This window comes from Shinella sp. H4-D48, from assembly GCF_022637395.1.
Lineage (GTDB): Bacteria > Pseudomonadota > Alphaproteobacteria > Rhizobiales > Rhizobiaceae > Shinella > Shinella sedimenti.
This window is the reverse complement of record NZ_CP093337.1, coordinates 570206-586526: the sequence shown is the minus strand read 5'-3', so window position 1 is coordinate 586526 and position 16321 is coordinate 570206. Positions and strand designations below refer to the sequence as shown.

Sequence of the window (16321 nt, the reverse complement as noted above, 5' to 3'; positions counted from 1 at the left end):
GGTCGTAACACGGATACTCAAAACACAATCCTCGCTTGACCGGCGGCCCCGCAGCAGGCCGCCGTGAACTTTGATTGCCTAGAATTATCCATGTTTGATTACCGATTTGCTAACCATCGCGTCCGCGCCCGTTACAGGAACGATTCGCTCCAGTTTGCGTTTTTAGGAAATTGAAACAAGGAGTTTCCGATGACCGTAAGCACGATGGAGTTGAAGCTTCAGGAAATCCGAAGCGAAACGGGCCTTTCCCGCCAGGAGAAGATCGCAAGGCTCGAGAAACTTCGCAGCGAAGCACGCGCCCTTCAACGCGCCGCCACCGAAAGCGCGATGGTGGATGACGATGGCTGGTACGAGGACGTACACCTGATCGACACCGAACTGGAGAACCTCGGCCGTCCCATCGAGGAAAAAGGTGCTGCTACCCTCTGAGGGGCCGCGGCCCTTGACCTTTCGCCCCCGTCCCCTTAACCCGCCTGCTAAATCACGGACGGATCGAGGGTACGGGTATGAAGGTTCTGTTGATCGGATCAGGTGGACGCGAACACGCCCTTGCCTGGAAGCTCGCGCAGTCGCCGCTTTTGACCGCGCTTTATGCGGCTCCCGGCAATCCCGGCATATCCGAATGCGCGACGCTCGTGGCACTCGATATCGAGAACCATGAAGCCGTTGCCGCCTTCTGTGCCGAGAACGGCATCTCCTTCGTCGTCGTCGGCCCGGAAGCGCCGCTGGTCGCAGGAATGGCCGACGTGCTGCGCTCCAAGGGTATCGACGTCTTCGGCCCATCGGCTGCGGCTGCGCAGCTCGAGGGCTCCAAGGGTTTCACCAAGGACCTTTGCGCGAAATACGACATCCCCACCGGCGCCTACCAGCGCTTTACGGACGCGGTAGCGGCCAAGACTTATGTCCGCGAACAGGGTGCCCCGATCGTCATCAAGGCCGATGGCCTTGCTGCCGGCAAGGGTGTGACCGTGGCCATGACGCTGGACGAGGCGCTGGCCGCGATCGATGACTGCTTCGACGGCGCATTTGGTGCCGCTGGCGCGGAAGTCGTCGTCGAGGCGTTCCTCGATGGCGAGGAAGCCAGCTTCTTTTGCCTGTGCGACGGCGTGAATGCCCTGCCGCTTGCCTCGGCACAGGATCACAAACGCGTCGGCGATGGTGACACCGGCCCCAATACCGGCGGCATGGGCGCCTATTCGCCCGCCCCGGTGATGGCGCCTGACATGGTCGAGCGCACGATGAAGGAAATCATCGAGCCGACGATCCGTGGCATGGCGGCAGACGGCCATGCGTTTCAGGGTGTGCTTTTCGCCGGCCTGATGATCACCGCCAAGGGCCCCGAACTCATTGAATACAATGTGCGTTTCGGCGATCCCGAATGCCAGGTGCTGATGATGCGGCTCGAAAGCGACCTGCTGCCGATCCTCCACGCGGCCGCCGTCGGCCGCCTCGACAAGGTCACCGCGGAATGGCGCGACGCGCCGGCACTGACCGTCGTCATGGCATCGAAGGGTTACCCGGGCGCCTACGAGAAAAACACGCCGATCCTGTCGCTGCCGGCGGATGACGCGGCAACGAAGGTGTTCCATGCCGGGACAGCCCTGAAGGACGGACAACTGGTCGCGACAGGCGGCCGCGTTCTCAATGTCACCGCCGTCGCGCCAACGGTGGCGGAAGCGCAAAAGGCCGCTTATGCCGCCGTCGACGCCGTAACATGGGACAACGGCTTCTGCCGCCGCGATATCGGCTGGCGCGCCATCGCCCGTGAACAGGCCTGAGGCTCCGGCCGCAACGGGCCGGTTTGCTCAAATTTTACCATCTCTCCTGACGAGACCGTAACCCGTCGCGGCTATTCTTCCCTCAACCATGAGGGAGACCCGTTGATGCGTACCCTGCTGCCGACCTTTGGCCTGCTCCTGCTCGCCACGCCCGCGTTTGCGGGTTCCATCGAGACCGTGCCTGCCACCACCTCATCCTCGAGCATCTCGACGGTGAGCTGCGATGAGTGCCCCGCGCTGAAACCGAAGGCAAAGACATCGACCTATCACGTCGATGCAATCGCGCCCGGCACGCAGAAGATCGAAATCCGCGAACAGAACGGCGAGCGCAAGATTTTCCGTACGGAAGCGTGGATGGGTGGCTCGCCGGTATTGTTCGTCAACAAGGCGCCCACCGAGACGGTCCGGGCGGCCGAGGCCGAAAAGCCGCTGGACGAGAACGCGGTGGCCGAAACCGTCGACACGAGCGCCAAGACGAGCGCACTCGGCACGGATGCAGCCCATGAGACGACGACCGCCGCCGTCGCCACCTCACGGGAGTTTGATCCGGCAAAGTTTGAACTTCGCGTGGAATGACCCCATATTGGAAGGACCCTGCCTCTCGGTCCCTCCAGACTGACGGGAATTCGCGAAAGCGGACGTTGCGCCCCTGACCTCAAGCAGGGGCGTATGCGTGTCAGGCGGTCTCCGAGAGATCACGCGCCAGCGCATCCACTTCAAGGTCAGAGTAGACGGCAATCCCGTTTCGACGCAAAAACGCCGCCGTCACGCCCTTTCCGCCATGCCGCACGCCGGAAAACGAGCCATCATAGATAAAGCCTGACCCGCAGGACGGGCTGCCGTCGATGAGCAGCGCATGCCTGCAACCATTTGCGAGAGCCACGTCGAGCGCGATACGCGCGCCCTCGATATAGGCCGCCGACACATCGAGGCCGGAAATTTCCAGCACACGCGCCCGCCCGTCGAGCACATCGTCGCCATCCAGGCCGTTTTCGATTTCCGCGGGAGGCCGAGGCACGGCGAATCCGCCGGCCAGTTCGGGACAGAGCGTCACCAGCCGTCCCGCCGCACCCCAGCGATCCACGGCCTCGTGAAGCAACGGCTTGGCCGATCCGTTGTAGCGGACCGGCAGCCCCGCAAGGCACGCGCTGATGAGGATCTTCCCGGTCATCAGCGCCGGCACCTCATCCCGCGATCTTGGAGAAATCGGCAACCGTGCCGGTCGCAGCACGGATGGCGGAGAGCAGCGCCAGGCGGTTGGCTCGGACCGCCGGGTCTTCGTCATTCACGAGAACGTCGGTGAAGAACTGGTCGACCGGCGCGCGAAGCGACGAAAGCGCGGCCATGGCGGAGCGGAAATCCTCGCCGGCCACAGCGGCAGCGGCATCCCTGGAGGCCGTGTCGATGGCTGCGTGAAGCGCCTTCTCGGCATCCAGCGTCAGAAGATCGGGCGAGACGGCGACTTCGACTACCGTGCCCTTCTTCTCTTCGGCGGCCAGCAGCTGCGTCGCACGCTTGGTGCCGGCAAGCAGGTTGCGACCTTCCTCGGACGTGATGAACGCTGTCAGGGCTTCCACGCGACGGGCCACCATGAGCAGATCGTCGGCGTCAGATGTCAGGACCGCGTCGATCAGATCATGGCGCGCGCCCATGTCACGCAGGTAGACCTTGAGACGATCGTGGAAGAAGGACACGAGATCGGCGTCTTTCACCACCGTCAGGAGCGGCAGCCGGATGTTCTTTTCGAGCAGCATGCGGATCACCCCGAGCGCGGCGCGGCGCAGTGCGTAGGGATCCTTCGAGCCGGTCGGCTTTTCGTCGATCGCCCAGAAACCGATCAGCGTATCGAGCTTGTCGGCCAGCGCGACCGTGAGGCCGACCTTGCCCGAGGGCACGCGATCGGACGGGCCCTGCGGCTTGTAATGATCCTCGATGGCCTCTGCCACCGACGCATCCTCACCCTGCAGGAGCGCATATTTGCGGCCCATGATGCCCTGGAGTTCGGGAAATTCGCCGACGGCCTCAGTGCGCAAATCCGCCTTGGAGAGCACGACGGCCCGGTCGACCAGCGACGGATCGGCGCCGATGATCGGGGCGAGTTCCGCTGCGAGCGTGCGGATGCGCGCGACGCGTTCGCCCTGCGTGCCGAGCTTGGCGTGGAAGGTCACGTTGAGGGCGTCGAGCTTGGCCATGCGCTGGTCGAGCGGCTTCGAAAGATCGAGACCGAACTTTTCGGCCGAGGCCTTCAGCGTGTCGAGATCCGGCAGGTCGCCCTGGTCGCGCAGCCAGAAATGCTTGGCATCGGAGAGCCGCGCGCGCACGACCTTGCCGTTGCCGTGCACGATCTCCTTGCCGCCATCCTTCGCCTCGATATTCGAAACGAGAATAAAGTGGTTGGAGAGCGTGTCGGCGCCCGGCTTGCGGGTCACGAAACACTTCTGGTTCGTCTTGATCGTCAGGCGGATGATTTCCGAGGGGATCGACAGGAAATCCTCCTCGAAAGTGCCCATCAGTACCTGCGGCCATTCGACGAGGCCGGACACCTCTTCCAGAAGCCCTTCGTCCTCGACCAGTTCAAGGCCGTTGGCGAAGGCGATATTGTTGGCGTCGGTCGCGATGATCTGCTTGCGGCGCTCCGCATCGAGCACCACCTTGGCCTTCTCGAGGCTGGCGGCATAATCCTCGAAACGGCGCACCGTTATGGGTTCCGGCGCGTGGAAACGGTGGCCATAGGTGACATTGCCGGCAACGATGCCGCCAATCTCGAACGGCACGACACGCGTTTCCTCGGTTTCCGAACCGAAGGTGCAGACGATGGATTGCAGCGGGCGCACCCATTGCAGCGAGCCGGGCCTGGCCGACTCCACACCCGAGCGCATCGGCTTCGGCCAGGGAAAATTCCTGATAATGCCGGGCATCACCTCGGCGATGATCTCATCGGCCACGCGGCCCGGCTTGACGACGTGGGCGACGTAGAAGTCACCCTTCTTCGGATCGCTGTGGACATGGGCCTCGGCGATCGAGGAAAGGCCAGCCTTGCGCAGGAAACCCTGGATCGCCTGCTCGGGCGCAGATGTCGCGGGCCCCTTGATATCCTCGCGTACATCGCTTGAACGGGCATTGAGGCCGCGGATATCCAGCGTCAGACGACGCGGGGTCCAGTATTCGCGTGCGCCCTCATAGGTCAGGCCCGCCTCGACGAGTGCGTCGGTGACCAGCTTCTTCAGGTCGCCTGCCGCCTTGCGCTGCATGCGGGCAGGAATTTCCTCGGAGCGGAGTTCAAGCAGAAGATCGGGCATGTCAACTTTCCTCACCCTCTCGATCAGGAGAAGGTCGGCACACCGGCCGGTACGGGGTCAAAATCGTGTGCTTCTGCTAGCAAAGTTGGGTGGTGCTGTACAACGGCAAAGTTGCCATGCGGCGGGCGGAAACGCCGTCAGTGACCGCTCGAGGCAACCTCGTGCGAGCCCTCGTCGGCCTTGTCGGCAGAGGCGTGGCCATCGGCCGGGGCCTCGTGGCCGCCCTCCTCCGTCTTCGCCTCGCCATGGCCGCCGGATTTGTCGGCCTCGGCCACCGCATTGGGATCGATACAGTCTTCCCGTTCCGTCATGGCGGTGACGATGGTCTTGATCTCGTCGAGCGAAAGCTCCTTGCGTTCGCCATAGAACTCGCCATTGCCCGCCGGCTTTCCATCTGTATAGCGGGCGACGAAAGGCGCGCTCATACCGGGGATTGCGGAGGGGTCGCGCGCGAAGAGCACTTCAGCGCCGATGGCGCGGCCACGCATGTCCGCGCGATAAACCGGACCAGCGGCATCCAGCATGATCACCTGGTAGAGATCGGCCTCCTCCGCATTGGAAACGGCGCCGGCAACGCGCAGCGCCGTCTTGATGCGCACCTCCCCGTCCTTGGCATCGGAGCGCACATATTTGCGCAGCCACTGCTGCCCATCGCGATCCAGCCTGACGGTGGTGACCGTAGTGCAGGCGGCACCGGACACCGTTTCAGTCGAGGGTCCGAGAAGCACATCGCGGCCGACGAAGATGGCCGCGGCACCGGACGCGCCGGTCAGCACCGTCACACCGGCAACGATGATCAGAAGCTTCCGGGACAAGCGGAATGAAATCGGGAGCAACTTCACGGGCGACGGACTTCTCTTGAACGCAGAACCACGAACGCGCCGAGAGCGCGCGAACTGACTGCACTCTACAAGCAGGGCGTTTCGGAAGTTTTAAGGGAAAAGGTCCATTTCGGCACATAGTTGCGAATGATTTGCAATAGCGTTGACAGCGCGGGAAAGGGCCCTATAGTTTAATGCAACTCATTCGCAAAAGCAGTTTAGGGCCATTCATGCTCCGTCGTTCATTCAATGCGCTTATCCTCAGCCTGCCGCTTCTCGCCACGGCGCCCGCCTTCGCACAGGAAAAGCCGAAAGTGGTGACCACGTTCACGATCATCGCGGATATCGCAGCCAACGTGGCCGGCGATGCCGCCGTGGTGGAATCCATCACCAAACCCGGTGCCGAGATTCATAACTACCAGCCGACGCCGCGCGATATCCTGAAAGCGCAGGACGCCAAGCTGGTGCTATGGAACGGCCTCAACCTGGAACTCTGGTTCGAGAAGTTCCTGGCCAATCTCGGTGACGTGCCGAACGTTGTCGTGAGCGACGGCATAGAACCCATGAGCATCGTCGAAGGACCCTATCAGGGCAAGCCGAACCCCCATGCCTGGATGTCGCCGGACAACGCGCTTGTTTATGTCGAGAACATCCGCAAGGCGCTGGTCGCACTCGATCCGGCAAACGGCGCAACCTACGACGCCAATGCCAAGGCCTATGGCGAAAAGATCAAGGCGCTCGGCGAGGAGATGAAAGCCAAGATCGGCGCGCTGCCGGAAGAAAAGCGTTGGCTTGTCACCAGCGAAGGCGCGTTCAGCTATCTCGCCCGCGATTTCGGTCTGAAGGAACTCTTCCTCTGGCCGATCAATGCCGACCAGCAGGGGACCCCCAAGCAGGTGAAGACGGTGATCGATGCGGTGCGCGAGCACAATATCCATGTCGTCTTCAGCGAAAGCACGGTGTCCGCCGACCCGGCCAAGCAGGTCGCGGCGGAAACGGGCGCGGCCTATGGCGGCGTGCTCTATGTCGACTCGCTCAGTGAAGCAGACGGTCCCGTGCCGACCTATCTCGACCTGCTGCGCGTGACGTCTGAGACAATCGTGGAAGGTCTCTCGAAATGATGATGGGAAGCAAGCCCAAGAAGGTCGCCGGCATCGTCGCCGAGAATGTGACGGTCACCTATCGCAATGGGCATACCGCCCTTCGGCAGGCCAGCTTCTCCGTGCCGAAAGGCACCATCACCGCCCTTGTGGGTGTCAACGGCGCCGGCAAGTCGACACTCTTCAAGGCGATCATGGGCTTCGTGCCCATCGCCGCAGGCCAAGTGACGATCCTCGGCCTTTCCGTGAAAGAAGCCTTGAAGAAGAATCTCGTCGCCTATGTGCCGCAGGCCGAGGAGGTCGACTGGACCTTTCCCGTGCTGGTCGAGGACGTCGTGATGATGGGCCGCTACGGCCACATGAACTGGCTGCGCATCCCCTCCAAACATGATCATGACATGGTCGACGAGGCGCTTTCGCGCGTCAACATGAGCGCTTTTCGCAAGCGCCAGATCGGCGAGCTCTCAGGCGGTCAGAGAAAGCGTGTGTTCCTCGCACGCGCGCTGGCGCAGGAGGGCCAGGTGATCCTGCTCGACGAGCCCTTCACAGGCGTCGACGTCACCACCGAGGAGCAGATCATCGAATTGCTCGGCAAGCTGCGCGACGAAGGCCGCGTCATGCTGGTTTCCACGCACAATCTGGGCAGCGTGCCGGATTTCTGCGACCGGACCGTCTTCGTCAAGGGCACGGTCATCGCCTCCGGCCCCACTGCCGAAACCTTTACAGAGGCCAATCTGGAGAAGGCCTTCGGCGGCGTGCTGCGTCACTTCATTCTCGGCGGCCAGGACCTGCACGACGACGAGGACAAGCGTTCGGTCAAGGTGATTACCGACGATGAGCGCCCGTTCGTCATCTATAGCGAGCGCGAGCAGGAGAAAGCGCCGTGACCGATCTGCTCATCGAGCCTTTCGCCTATGGCTACATGGTCAATGCCATGTGGGTGAGCGCGCTGGTCGGCTGCATCTGCGGCTTCCTCTCGGCCTATCTCATGCTGAAGGGCTGGTCGCTCATTGGCGACGCGCTCTCGCACTCGATCGTGCCGGGCGTGGCCGGCGCCTACATGCTGGGCCTGCCCTTCGCGGTGGGCGCCTTCCTTTCCGGCGGGCTCGCCGCCGCCGCCATGCTTTTCCTCAATCGTCAGACGCGGCTGAAGGAGGATGCCATTATCGGCATGATCTTCTCCTCCTTCTTCGGCCTCGGCCTCTTCATGGTCTCGCTTTCGCCGACCCCGGTGAACATCCAGACCATCGTGCTCGGCAATATCCTCGCGATCACCCGAGAAGACACGATCCAGCTCGCCATCATCGGCTTCGTCACGCTGGTCATCCTCCTTCTCAAGTGGAAAGACCTGATGGTCGCCTTCTTCGATGAGAGCCACGCCCGCTCAATCGGCCTTAACCCGACGGGCCTGAAGATCCTGTTCTTCACCCTGCTCAGCGCCTCCACGGTCGCCGCCATGCAGACCGTCGGCGCATTTCTGGTCGTCGCCATGGTGGTGACGCCGGGCGCAACCGCCTATCTTCTGACCGATCGCTTCCAGCGTCTCATCGTGATCGCCGCCGCGCTTGGCGCGGGAACCAGCTTCGTCGGCGCCTACCTCTCCTATTTCCTCGACGGCGCGACCGGCGGCATCATTGTCGTGCTACAGACAGCGATCTTCCTCGCGGCCTTCCTCTTCGCACCGAAACACGGACTGCTTGCCGCCCGCCGCAAAAGCCGCCTGGCACTAGAAACCACGGAAAGCCTTCCGTCATGACTGAAACGCTTGAACTCGCGCTTCTGCCTTTCCGGCTCGGCTTCATGCAGAATGCCTTTTTGGTGACGCTGATGATCGCCGTGCCGATGGCGCTCCTGTCCTGCTACCTCGTCCTTAAGGGCTGGTCGCTGATGGGGGATGCCGTCTCCCATGCCGTACTGCCGGGCGTCGTCGGCGCCTATGTGCTCGGCCTCCCCTTCGCTGCCGGCGCCTTCGTCGCGGGCCTGTTCTGCGCGCTGGCGGCCGGGTATCTCAAGGATAACAGCCGCGTGAAGGAGGATACCGTTCTCGGCATCGTCTTTTCCGGCATGTTCGCGCTCGGTCTGGTGCTCTATGTGAAGATCCAGCCCGATATCCACCTCGACCACATCCTGTTTGGCGACATGCTGGGCATCGGTGCCTCCGACCTTCTGGAAACCGGGGTTATCGCTGCCGCTTCCACAGGTTTCATCCTCGCCTTCCGCAAGGACCTGCTGGTTCATGCCTTCGACAGGCAGCATGCATCGGCCATCGGCCTGCCGGTCAGGCTGCTGCATTACGGGCTGCTGGCCGTGCTTTCGCTCGTCGTCGTGGGCGCGTTGAAGGCTGTCGGCATCATCATTGCCATCGCCATGCTTGTGGCGCCGGGAGCCATCGCCGCACTTCTGACGCGGCGTTTTCCGACAATGCTCGCCGTCGCCGTGCTCGTGGCTGTCGGGTCCTCGTTCTTCGGGATCTGGCTGAGCTTCATCATCGATAGCGCACCGGCGCCGACGATCGTGCTTCTGATGTCGATCCTCTTCGTTATCGCCTTCGTGCGGCAGGTCGCGCGCAACCGCAGGCCGGCCGAACAGGTCTGATCGCGACGATTTGTGCGCTGTCGACAGCCATGCCGTTTGCGTCTATCGTCCGGCGCAAACGGCCGGCATGCTTCGGCCGCCAGCGTTGAAATCGACACAAACGGGACGGCATGGCGCATATCGGAATCGTCGGCGGCGGCATCATCGGCTGCGCCACAGCCCTTCATCTGCTTGAGCAAGGCCACAGCGTTACCATTCTGGAGCGCGATGCCGGCGGCCTCCCCGCATCCGTCGGCAATGCCGGCATCCTGGCGGTGCCGGAAATCGACCCGATCGCCCGGCCGGACATGTTGCTCTCCGTCCCGAAATGGCTGCTCGATCCGCTTGGCCCCCTCACCCTGCGCTGGCAGGACCTGCCAGCGCTTGCCCCATGGCTCGTCCGGTTGCTGCTCTCCACGCGCGCCGGCAAGGTCGCCGCCAGTCGCACCGCCCTGCTTCATCTCATGAAAACGGCCGAGGCCGACCATGTGCATCTCGGCAATCTTGCGGGTATTTCCGGCCACATGCGCGACACCGGCGCGCTGACGGTCTTCGACAGTATTGCGGCGCGCGACAAGGCGTTTGCCCACGAGACCGAGAATGCCCGGCTGATAGGCTGCAATGTCGAGAAACTCGATCCGAAGGAAGCCCGCTGCCGTGTGCCCGCCCTGCAGGGCAGTTTCGCAGGTGCCATTTTTAACGACGGCTACCGCACCTTCGATTATCCCTTGACGTTCCTTCGCCGCCTGCAGGCGGTGCTGCGCGAGCGCGCCACGTTGCTGGACGCGACGATCGCCTCTGTGGCGCAGGGTGCAGACGGCGTCATCGTCAGGACCGAAGGCGGACGGGAATTCACCTTTGACAAGCTGGTGATTACCGCCGGTGTATGGTCGCGCCGCTTCGTCTCCGATCTGGGCCTCAAGGTGCTCCTGGAAACGGAGCGCGGTTACAACACGACCTTCATGAACCCGTCGACGACGCTTGAAATGCCCGTCTTCTTTTCCGAGCATGGATTTGTCGCGACGCCCTTCGAGAACGCACTGCGCATCGGCGGCGCTGTCGAGCTCGCATCTCCCGAAGCACCTGCCAACTACAAGCGCGCCGCCGCCATGCGCAGGAAGATGCGCCGCTACGTGCCAGATCTTCAGGAGGAAGGCGGCACGGAATGGATGGGCCGGCGCCCCTCAACACCGGATTCGCTGCCGGTGATCAGCCTGCACCCGCGCGACCCGCGCATTGCCTTCGCCTTCGGCCACGGCCATCTCGGCCTGACGCTTTCAGCCACGACCGGCCGTCACGTCGCCCGGCTGCTGGCCGGCCAACGCGACGATGCGCTTACCCCCTTCTCCATCGCCCGCTTCCAGTAGGCGGCACGCTCTTCATAAGAAAAACAAGACAGAGAAACATATGCATAAGGTAATTTTCGACACGGACCCTGGCGTCGATGACGCCATGGCGCTGCTGTTCCTGCACAATCATCCCGAAATCGACCTGATCGGCATCACCACCGTCTTCGGTAATGCCTCTATCGAGACGACCACGCGCAACGCGCTGTTTCTCAAGCGGGAATGGGGCATCAGTGCCCCCGTCGCCAAGGGCAACGGCCAGACCTACGATCCGGCGCGCAATACCGCCGACTGGCCGGTGATGATCCACGGCCATGATGGGCTGGGCAATATTGGCGTGCCCGAGACGATCGATCTTCCCATCGATCCGCGTCCGGCCCATCGCTTCATCATCGACACCGTTCGCGCCAATCCGGGCGAGGTGACCCTGATTGCCGTCGGCCGCATGTCGAACCTTGCGGATGCCCTTAAGGAAGACCCTGAAATCGCGGGCCTTGTGAAGCAGGTCATCATTATGGGCGGCGCCTTCGATGTGCCCGGCAACATCACGCCCGCCGCCGAGGCCAACATCCACGGCGACCCGGAAGCGGCCGACGTGGTGATGGGCGCGCATTGGAAGGTTATCGTCGTCGGTCTCGACGTGACGATGAAAACCGTGATGACGCGCAAGCGTCTGGCTGAACTCACCGCAGCCAACGGCAGGCACCTCAAGCTGCTCTCCGATATCTCGCAGTTCTATATCGATTTCTACGGCCGGCATGTGAAGGACGAGGGTATGGTGGTGCATGACAGTTGCGCCTGCGTCTACCTCGTGGCGCCGGAACTCTTCACCACGCGAAGCGGCGCAATCCGCGTCGTGGCCGGCGGCATCGCGGATGGCCAGACCATCCAGAAGCCGGACGGCCGCGCGTTCCCGCCGGGCGATTGGGACGGCCTGCCCAGCCAGCACGCCTGCACCGGCATTGATGCGGACAAGGTGATGGCGCTGCTCGACGAGACGCTGGTGCGTTAAGAAACGGCCGGCGCGCTACTGAGGCGTCGCCGGCAGTTGCCAGTCGATCGGCTTGCGGCCATGTTTTTCGAGAAAGGCATTCGCCTTGGAGAACGGCTTGGTGCCGAAGAAGCCATTATGCGCCGAGAGCGGCGAAGGATGCGGCGAGCGCAGCACGAGGTGACGGCGGCTATCGACGAAGGCCGCCTTCTTCTGGGCGTATGATCCCCAGAGAATGAAGACGACGGGCTTTTCCTGCTCATTGACCGCGCGGATTACCGCGTCGGTGAAACGCTCCCAGCCCTTGCCCTGGTGCGAGGCCGCGTGGCCCATTTCTACCGTCAGCACGCTGTTCAAGAGCAGCACGCCCTGCTGCGCCCAATGCTCCAGAAAGCCGTGCCGCGCTGGGGGAATGCCGAGATCCGCCTGCAATTCCTTGTAGATGTTGACGAGCGAGGGCGGAATGCGCACGCCCGGCTGCACCGAAAAGCACAGGCCGTGCGCCTGCCCTTCGCCGTGATAGGGATCCTGTCCGAGGATGACGACACGTACTTCGTCGAGCGGCGTCAGATCGAGCGCCCGGAAATATTCCGCACCCTTCGGAAAGATCCGTTTCCCGTCTTGCTTCTGCGCCAGCAGGAAGGCTTTCAGCTCGGCCATGTACGGACTGGAGAATTCCGCCGCCAGTGGTGCCTTCCAGCTTTCGCCGATCTTCACGTCGCCAGCCGTCATATCCTGCTCCAGGTCACGCATTCCATGACCGAAGTTTAGCGTCTGACGGCGCAATCGACCGGCCAAACGGCCGGTCATCCACAGCTATCTCAGGAAATGCCGAGCACAGTCATCAGGCTTTTCATGCGAGCGACCGCCAGTTCCGGCTTGTCCAGCACATTGGCCTTGTCGGCGAGGCGGAACACATCCGCATAGTGCACGACGCCGCGGGCGGATTGCATGCCGGCAGGCATGGTGAAATGATCCTGATGGCCGTTCAGCCAGGCGAGGAAGACGACACCCGCCTTGTAATATTGCGTCGGCGCTTCGAAAATCTTGCGGGACAACGGAACCGTCGGCGCGATAACGGCCCGAAAGCGTGCGACGTCTCCAGCCGCAAGGGACGCCAAGGCCTGCGAGGCCTGTGGCGCGACGGCATCGAAGATACCGAGCAGCGCATGGCTGTACCTCACCCCGTCGCCCTCGATCAGTTCGGCATAGTTGAAGTCATCACCCGTGAAGCAGAGCACGCCCTCCGGCAGGCGATCGCGCAGCGCCACCTCATATGCATTGTCGAGAAGAGAGATCTTGATGCCTTCGACCTTGGCGCGGTTCTCCTCGATGATCGAGATAACCGTATCGAGCGCCGGCTCGAAGCTTTGCGAACCCCAGTAGCCCCGCAGCTGCGCGTCGAACATGTCGCCCAGCCAGTGCAGCACGACCTTGTCCTTCGCCTGGCCGAGGATGCGACCGTAGACCTTGCGATAATCGTCCGGGGAGCGAGCGATGCGCGCCAGTGCCCGGCTCGCCATCATGATGGCGCGACCGCCATGCCTTTCGACAAAGGCGACCTGCTCCTCATAGGCCCCGATCACATCATCAAGAGAACGGGCATCCGCGGGGTTGAGATGATCCGTGCCGGCGCCGCAGGCGAGGTCCGCGCCCGGCACCGTCTTCGCCTCGGCAAGCGAGCGGCGGATGAGTTCCTGCGCACCGGCCCAGTCGAGCCCCATGCCGCGCTGCGAGGTGTCCATTGCCTCCGCAATGCGAAAACCAAGCGACCAGAGGTGATGGCGAAACGCCATCGTACGCTCCCAGTCGATGGCCGGCGCCTCCCAGGGCAGGGCATCGCGGCGCGGATCGGAAACCACGTGCGCGGCTGCATAGGCGATGCGGTTGAATGATGGCGCTGAGGCCGGACGCGCGGTGGGTGTACCCGAGAGGGCATAGGCTTCGACGCCGCCATCGGCGCGCGGCAGGGAAAGGCTGATAGACACGACATCCTCCCAAAGGTTTTTTAGCGCAATAATTTAGATCGTTCCAAATTTCAAGCACTATTCCTTCACCTGCTTCGTGCGACATTGCGCCCTTTGCGGTGACATATCCCCTTTCGGCTTCAGCTAACGAGCCTCATAACGCCGCAAGGCGACAAGCCAGTTTACGGGATTCGCAAGCGTTATGATGCCTCTCTGATGATTACGATAGCGCTTGCTGGGTGCCGCTGAGTTCACTTGTCACGATATCTGGCGAATTCACTCATCGCTTGCCCACGGTCAAGACTCACCCAAAATGCACTTGACAGATTTGGAACGATCCAATTAATTACCCCTCAACAAGCGAGCGCAAAGCCCGATGCAGGGAGGATGACCGTGAGCAGGAACCGGGTGACCGTTGTCGATATTGCGCGCGCCGCCGGCGTGTCGAAGTCGACCGTCTCGCTCGTCCTGCAGGCAAGCCCCCTCGTCAACGAGACGACACGCGCGAAGGTGAACGCGGTCATCCGCGAGCTGGGCTATGTCTACAATCGTGGCGCGGCCAACCTGCGCCAGTCCGCCTCGTCGCGCATCATCGGCATCATCGTGAACGACCTGACCAACTCGTTCTTCGCCGAGCTCGCCGTCGGCATGGACATGGTCATGCAATCCGCCGGCTATGTGCAGTTTCTGTCGAATTCCGCCGAAAGCGTGGATCACCAGCGTGAGGTTGTCGCCTCGATGCGCGAACACGGCATTTCCGGCCTGATCATCTCGCCCGCCCGGGGAACGGAAGCCGCCGACCTGAAACCGCTGGCCGCCAGTGGCATCCCGGTCGTATCCGTGGTGCGCAATGTGGTGGGCGCCAAGGTCTCCTCCCTCGTTTCCGACAACTATGCCGGCGCGAAGGCCGCCGTCGCCCACCTTGTTTCGCTCGGCCACAGCCGCATCGCCTTTCTCGGCGGCATCGCCAACACCACGGTCTTTGCGGAGCGGGTTCAGGGCTGGCGCGATGCGCTGACCGAAGCAGGACTTGAGGCGCCGGATATGCTGGTGATCGGCTCGACGGCCTCGCGCGCCGGCGGCGTCGCCGCCATCCAGCGCGCTTTGTCACTGCCCGCGCCGCCGACGGCAGCTCTCTGCTTCAACGACGCGGCCGCCTTCGGCGTCTGCGACGGCCTGCGTGCCGCCGGCAAGGAGCCGGGCCGCGACTTTGCGGTGGTCGGCTTCGACGACGTGATCGAGGCCGAAACCGCCGTGCCGGCGCTCACAACCGTCTCCGTCGACCCGCAGGGCATGGGCCGGCGCGCCGCGCAACTGCTGCTGAAGCAGATCAATACGGGCAAGGTGGAGCCCGAAGCGATCGTCGGTTCCGTGCGCCTTGTTGTGCGCCAGAGCTGCGGCGCGGGAGAAAAAGCAGGGAGGACGTCTGCATGACGCGGTGGGGTTTGATCGGGGCAAGCACGATTGCCCATGAATGGATGATCGGCGCGATCCGCGCCACCGGCGGCGACGTCGTCTCCGTAATGAGCAGCAGCGCCGAGCGCGGCCGCAAATACGCCGACGACCACGGCATCGCGAAGGCCGTCACATCGCTCGACGACCTGGCAAACGATCCCGCGATCGATGCCGTCTATATCTCCACGACCAATGAACTGCATCGCGACCAGGCGCTCGCCGCCGCGAAAGCCGGCAAGCATATCCTGTGCGAAAAGCCGCTCGCCATGTCGCTAGACGACGCCCGCGCCATGGTGCAGGCCGCGGAGGATGCCGGTGTCGTCCTGGCTACCAACCACCACCTGCGCAACGCCGCCACGCACCGCGCAATGCGCGAGGCCATCAAGGCCGGGCGCATCGGCATGCCGCTGGCCGCCCGCGTCTTCCATGCCGTCTATCTGCCGCCTCATCTGCAAGGCTGGCGCCTCGAAAAGCCAGAAGCCGGCGGCGGTGTCATTCTCGATATTACCGTGCACGACGCGGATACGCTGCGCTTCGTCCTCGACAGCAACCCCGTGGAAGCCATCGCCTTCTCGCAGGCCGGCGGCATGGGCAAGGGCGGACTGGAAGATGCGGTAATGGGCGTGCTGCGCTTCCAGAATGGCGTGATCGCTCAGTTCCACGATGGCTTCACGACGAAATTCGCTGAAACCGGGCTTGAAGTGCATGGCACGGAAGGCTCGCTGATCGGCCGCAACGTCATGACGCAGCGCGCGATCGGCTCGGTAACGCTGCGGGATGCGAATGGCGAGCACGACCTGCCGCTCGACCAGGCGAACCTCTACGAAACCGCGCTTTCGGCCTTCCATGCTGCCGTCGCTGGTAACGGGAAGCCCTCCGCGACCGGCAAAGACGGCATCTGGTCGCTGGCGACGGGGCTTGCCGTGGTGGAAGCCGCGCGGACCGGCGGCGTGGTCAAGATCGCGCCTGGCATTTGAGACGGAATTCGGA

The 16321-nt window shown here is 63.0% G+C and carries 16 protein-coding genes; 11 read left to right on the top strand and 5 right to left on the bottom strand.

Features of this window, described 5'->3' with window-relative positions; translation table 11 throughout:
* The first annotated feature begins 189 nt into the window (after positions 1–189).
* The 3 genes from MNR02_RS02810 (at position 190) to MNR02_RS02800 (ending at position 2354) form a co-directional block, all read left to right on the top strand.
* Positions 190–429, top strand: a complete 240-nt coding sequence (locus tag MNR02_RS02810) for a hypothetical protein (RefSeq protein ID WP_241948015.1) — start codon at positions 190–192, stop codon at positions 427–429.
* Positions 430–506: 77 nt separating this feature from the next.
* Positions 507–1778, top strand: a complete 1272-nt coding sequence (purD, locus tag MNR02_RS02805; RefSeq protein WP_241948014.1) for a phosphoribosylamine--glycine ligase — start codon at positions 507–509, stop codon at positions 1776–1778.
* 105 nt (positions 1779–1883) lie between these two features.
* Positions 1884–2354: a plant virulence effector HPE1-like domain-containing protein gene (locus tag MNR02_RS02800; RefSeq protein ID WP_241948013.1), complete on the top strand. Its 471-nt coding sequence runs from the start codon at positions 1884–1886 to the stop codon at positions 2352–2354.
* 100 nt (positions 2355–2454) lie between these two features.
* Here the strand turns inward: MNR02_RS02800 and MNR02_RS02795 are convergent, their stop codons facing one another.
* The 3 genes from MNR02_RS02795 to MNR02_RS02785 all read right to left on the bottom strand — a co-directional run bounded on the left by MNR02_RS02795 (position 2455) and on the right by MNR02_RS02785 (position 5892).
* On the bottom strand, positions 2455–2949 hold the full coding sequence (locus MNR02_RS02795; RefSeq protein WP_241948012.1) for a DUF523 domain-containing protein: 495 nt from the start codon (positions 2947–2949) through the stop codon (positions 2455–2457).
* A gap of 13 nt (positions 2950–2962) precedes the next feature.
* Positions 2963–5077, bottom strand: coding sequence for a glycine--tRNA ligase subunit beta (glyS, locus tag MNR02_RS02790; protein WP_241948011.1), 2115 nt, complete (start codon positions 5075–5077; stop codon positions 2963–2965).
* A 137-nt stretch (positions 5078–5214) separates the two neighbouring features.
* Positions 5215–5892: a hypothetical protein gene (locus tag MNR02_RS02785; protein ID WP_241601726.1), complete on the bottom strand. Its 678-nt coding sequence runs from the start codon at positions 5890–5892 to the stop codon at positions 5215–5217.
* A gap of 236 nt (positions 5893–6128) precedes the next feature.
* Between MNR02_RS02785 and MNR02_RS02780 the strand changes: the two genes are divergently transcribed.
* The 6 genes from MNR02_RS02780 to MNR02_RS02755 all read left to right on the top strand — a co-directional run bounded on the left by MNR02_RS02780 (position 6129) and on the right by MNR02_RS02755 (position 11930).
* Positions 6129–7019 carry a metal ABC transporter substrate-binding protein gene (locus MNR02_RS02780; RefSeq protein WP_241948010.1) on the top strand — a complete coding sequence of 297 codons (891 nt, stop codon included), beginning with the start codon at positions 6129–6131 and terminating at the stop codon, positions 7017–7019.
* Positions 7016–7885, top strand: a complete 870-nt coding sequence (locus MNR02_RS02775; protein ID WP_305854514.1) for a manganese/iron ABC transporter ATP-binding protein — start codon at positions 7016–7018, stop codon at positions 7883–7885. The genes MNR02_RS02780 and MNR02_RS02775 overlap by 4 nt, the downstream gene beginning before the upstream one ends.
* Positions 7886–7920: 35 nt before the next feature.
* The gene (locus MNR02_RS02770; protein ID WP_241948809.1) at positions 7921–8754 is read left to right on the top strand and encodes a metal ABC transporter permease; all 834 of its coding nucleotides are present in this window, start codon (positions 7921–7923) and stop codon (positions 8752–8754) included.
* Complete coding sequence (locus MNR02_RS02765; protein WP_241948009.1) at positions 8751–9593, top strand: metal ABC transporter permease; 843 nt, start codon at positions 8751–8753, stop codon at positions 9591–9593. The genes MNR02_RS02770 and MNR02_RS02765 overlap by 4 nt, the downstream gene beginning before the upstream one ends.
* 110 nt (positions 9594–9703) lie before the next feature.
* On the top strand, positions 9704–10939 hold the full coding sequence (locus tag MNR02_RS02760) for an FAD-binding oxidoreductase (RefSeq protein WP_241948008.1): 1236 nt from the start codon (positions 9704–9706) through the stop codon (positions 10937–10939).
* A gap of 40 nt (positions 10940–10979) precedes the next feature.
* A complete protein-coding gene (locus tag MNR02_RS02755) occupies positions 10980–11930 on the top strand; it encodes a nucleoside hydrolase (RefSeq protein WP_241948007.1) in 951 nt (316 codons plus the stop codon).
* 15 nt (positions 11931–11945) lie between these two features.
* Here MNR02_RS02755 and ung read toward each other — a convergent pair whose 3' ends face one another.
* Both ung and MNR02_RS02745 read right to left on the bottom strand, forming a co-directional pair.
* Positions 11946–12641 carry a uracil-DNA glycosylase gene (ung, locus tag MNR02_RS02750; protein WP_241948006.1) on the bottom strand — a complete coding sequence of 232 codons (696 nt, stop codon included), beginning with the start codon at positions 12639–12641 and terminating at the stop codon, positions 11946–11948.
* Between the two features lie 89 nt (positions 12642–12730).
* Positions 12731–13897 (bottom strand): dihydrodipicolinate synthase family protein, encoded by a 1167-nt coding sequence (locus tag MNR02_RS02745; protein WP_241948005.1) that lies wholly within the window; start codon positions 13895–13897, stop codon positions 12731–12733.
* 372 nt (positions 13898–14269) lie between these two features.
* Here MNR02_RS02745 and MNR02_RS02740 point away from each other — a divergent pair, with 372 nt between their 5' ends.
* Together MNR02_RS02740 and MNR02_RS02735 are read left to right on the top strand one after the other, a co-directional pair.
* On the top strand, positions 14270–15310 hold the full coding sequence (locus MNR02_RS02740; protein WP_241948004.1) for a LacI family DNA-binding transcriptional regulator: 1041 nt from the start codon (positions 14270–14272) through the stop codon (positions 15308–15310).
* Positions 15307–16308, top strand: a complete 1002-nt coding sequence (locus tag MNR02_RS02735) for a Gfo/Idh/MocA family protein (protein ID WP_241948003.1) — start codon at positions 15307–15309, stop codon at positions 16306–16308. Before MNR02_RS02740 ends, MNR02_RS02735 begins: the two co-directional genes overlap by 4 nt.
* Positions 16309–16321 lie beyond the last annotated feature (13 nt).

Coding starts and splice junctions, on each gene's coding strand:
- MNR02_RS02770 (WP_241948809.1), top strand. CDS start 7,921: ATGGTCAATGCCATGTGGGTGAGCGCGCTGGTCGGCTGCATCTGCGGC.
- MNR02_RS02795 (WP_241948012.1), bottom strand. CDS start 2,949: ATGACCGGGAAGATCCTCATCAGCGCGTGCCTTGCGGGGCTGCCGGTC.
- MNR02_RS02755 (WP_241948007.1), top strand. CDS start 10,980: ATGCATAAGGTAATTTTCGACACGGACCCTGGCGTCGATGACGCCATG.
- MNR02_RS02810 (WP_241948015.1), top strand. CDS start 190: ATGACCGTAAGCACGATGGAGTTGAAGCTTCAGGAAATCCGAAGCGAA.
- MNR02_RS02775 (WP_305854514.1), top strand. CDS start 7,016: ATGATGATGGGAAGCAAGCCCAAGAAGGTCGCCGGCATCGTCGCCGAG.
- MNR02_RS02735 (WP_241948003.1), top strand. CDS start 15,307: ATGACGCGGTGGGGTTTGATCGGGGCAAGCACGATTGCCCATGAATGG.
- MNR02_RS02800 (WP_241948013.1), top strand. CDS start 1,884: ATGCGTACCCTGCTGCCGACCTTTGGCCTGCTCCTGCTCGCCACGCCC.
- MNR02_RS02760 (WP_241948008.1), top strand. CDS start 9,704: ATGGCGCATATCGGAATCGTCGGCGGCGGCATCATCGGCTGCGCCACA.
- ung (WP_241948006.1), bottom strand. CDS start 12,641: ATGACGGCTGGCGACGTGAAGATCGGCGAAAGCTGGAAGGCACCACTG.
- purD (WP_241948014.1), top strand. CDS start 507: ATGAAGGTTCTGTTGATCGGATCAGGTGGACGCGAACACGCCCTTGCC.
- MNR02_RS02780 (WP_241948010.1), top strand. CDS start 6,129: ATGCTCCGTCGTTCATTCAATGCGCTTATCCTCAGCCTGCCGCTTCTC.
- MNR02_RS02765 (WP_241948009.1), top strand. CDS start 8,751: ATGACTGAAACGCTTGAACTCGCGCTTCTGCCTTTCCGGCTCGGCTTC.
- glyS (WP_241948011.1), bottom strand. CDS start 5,077: ATGCCCGATCTTCTGCTTGAACTCCGCTCCGAGGAAATTCCTGCCCGC.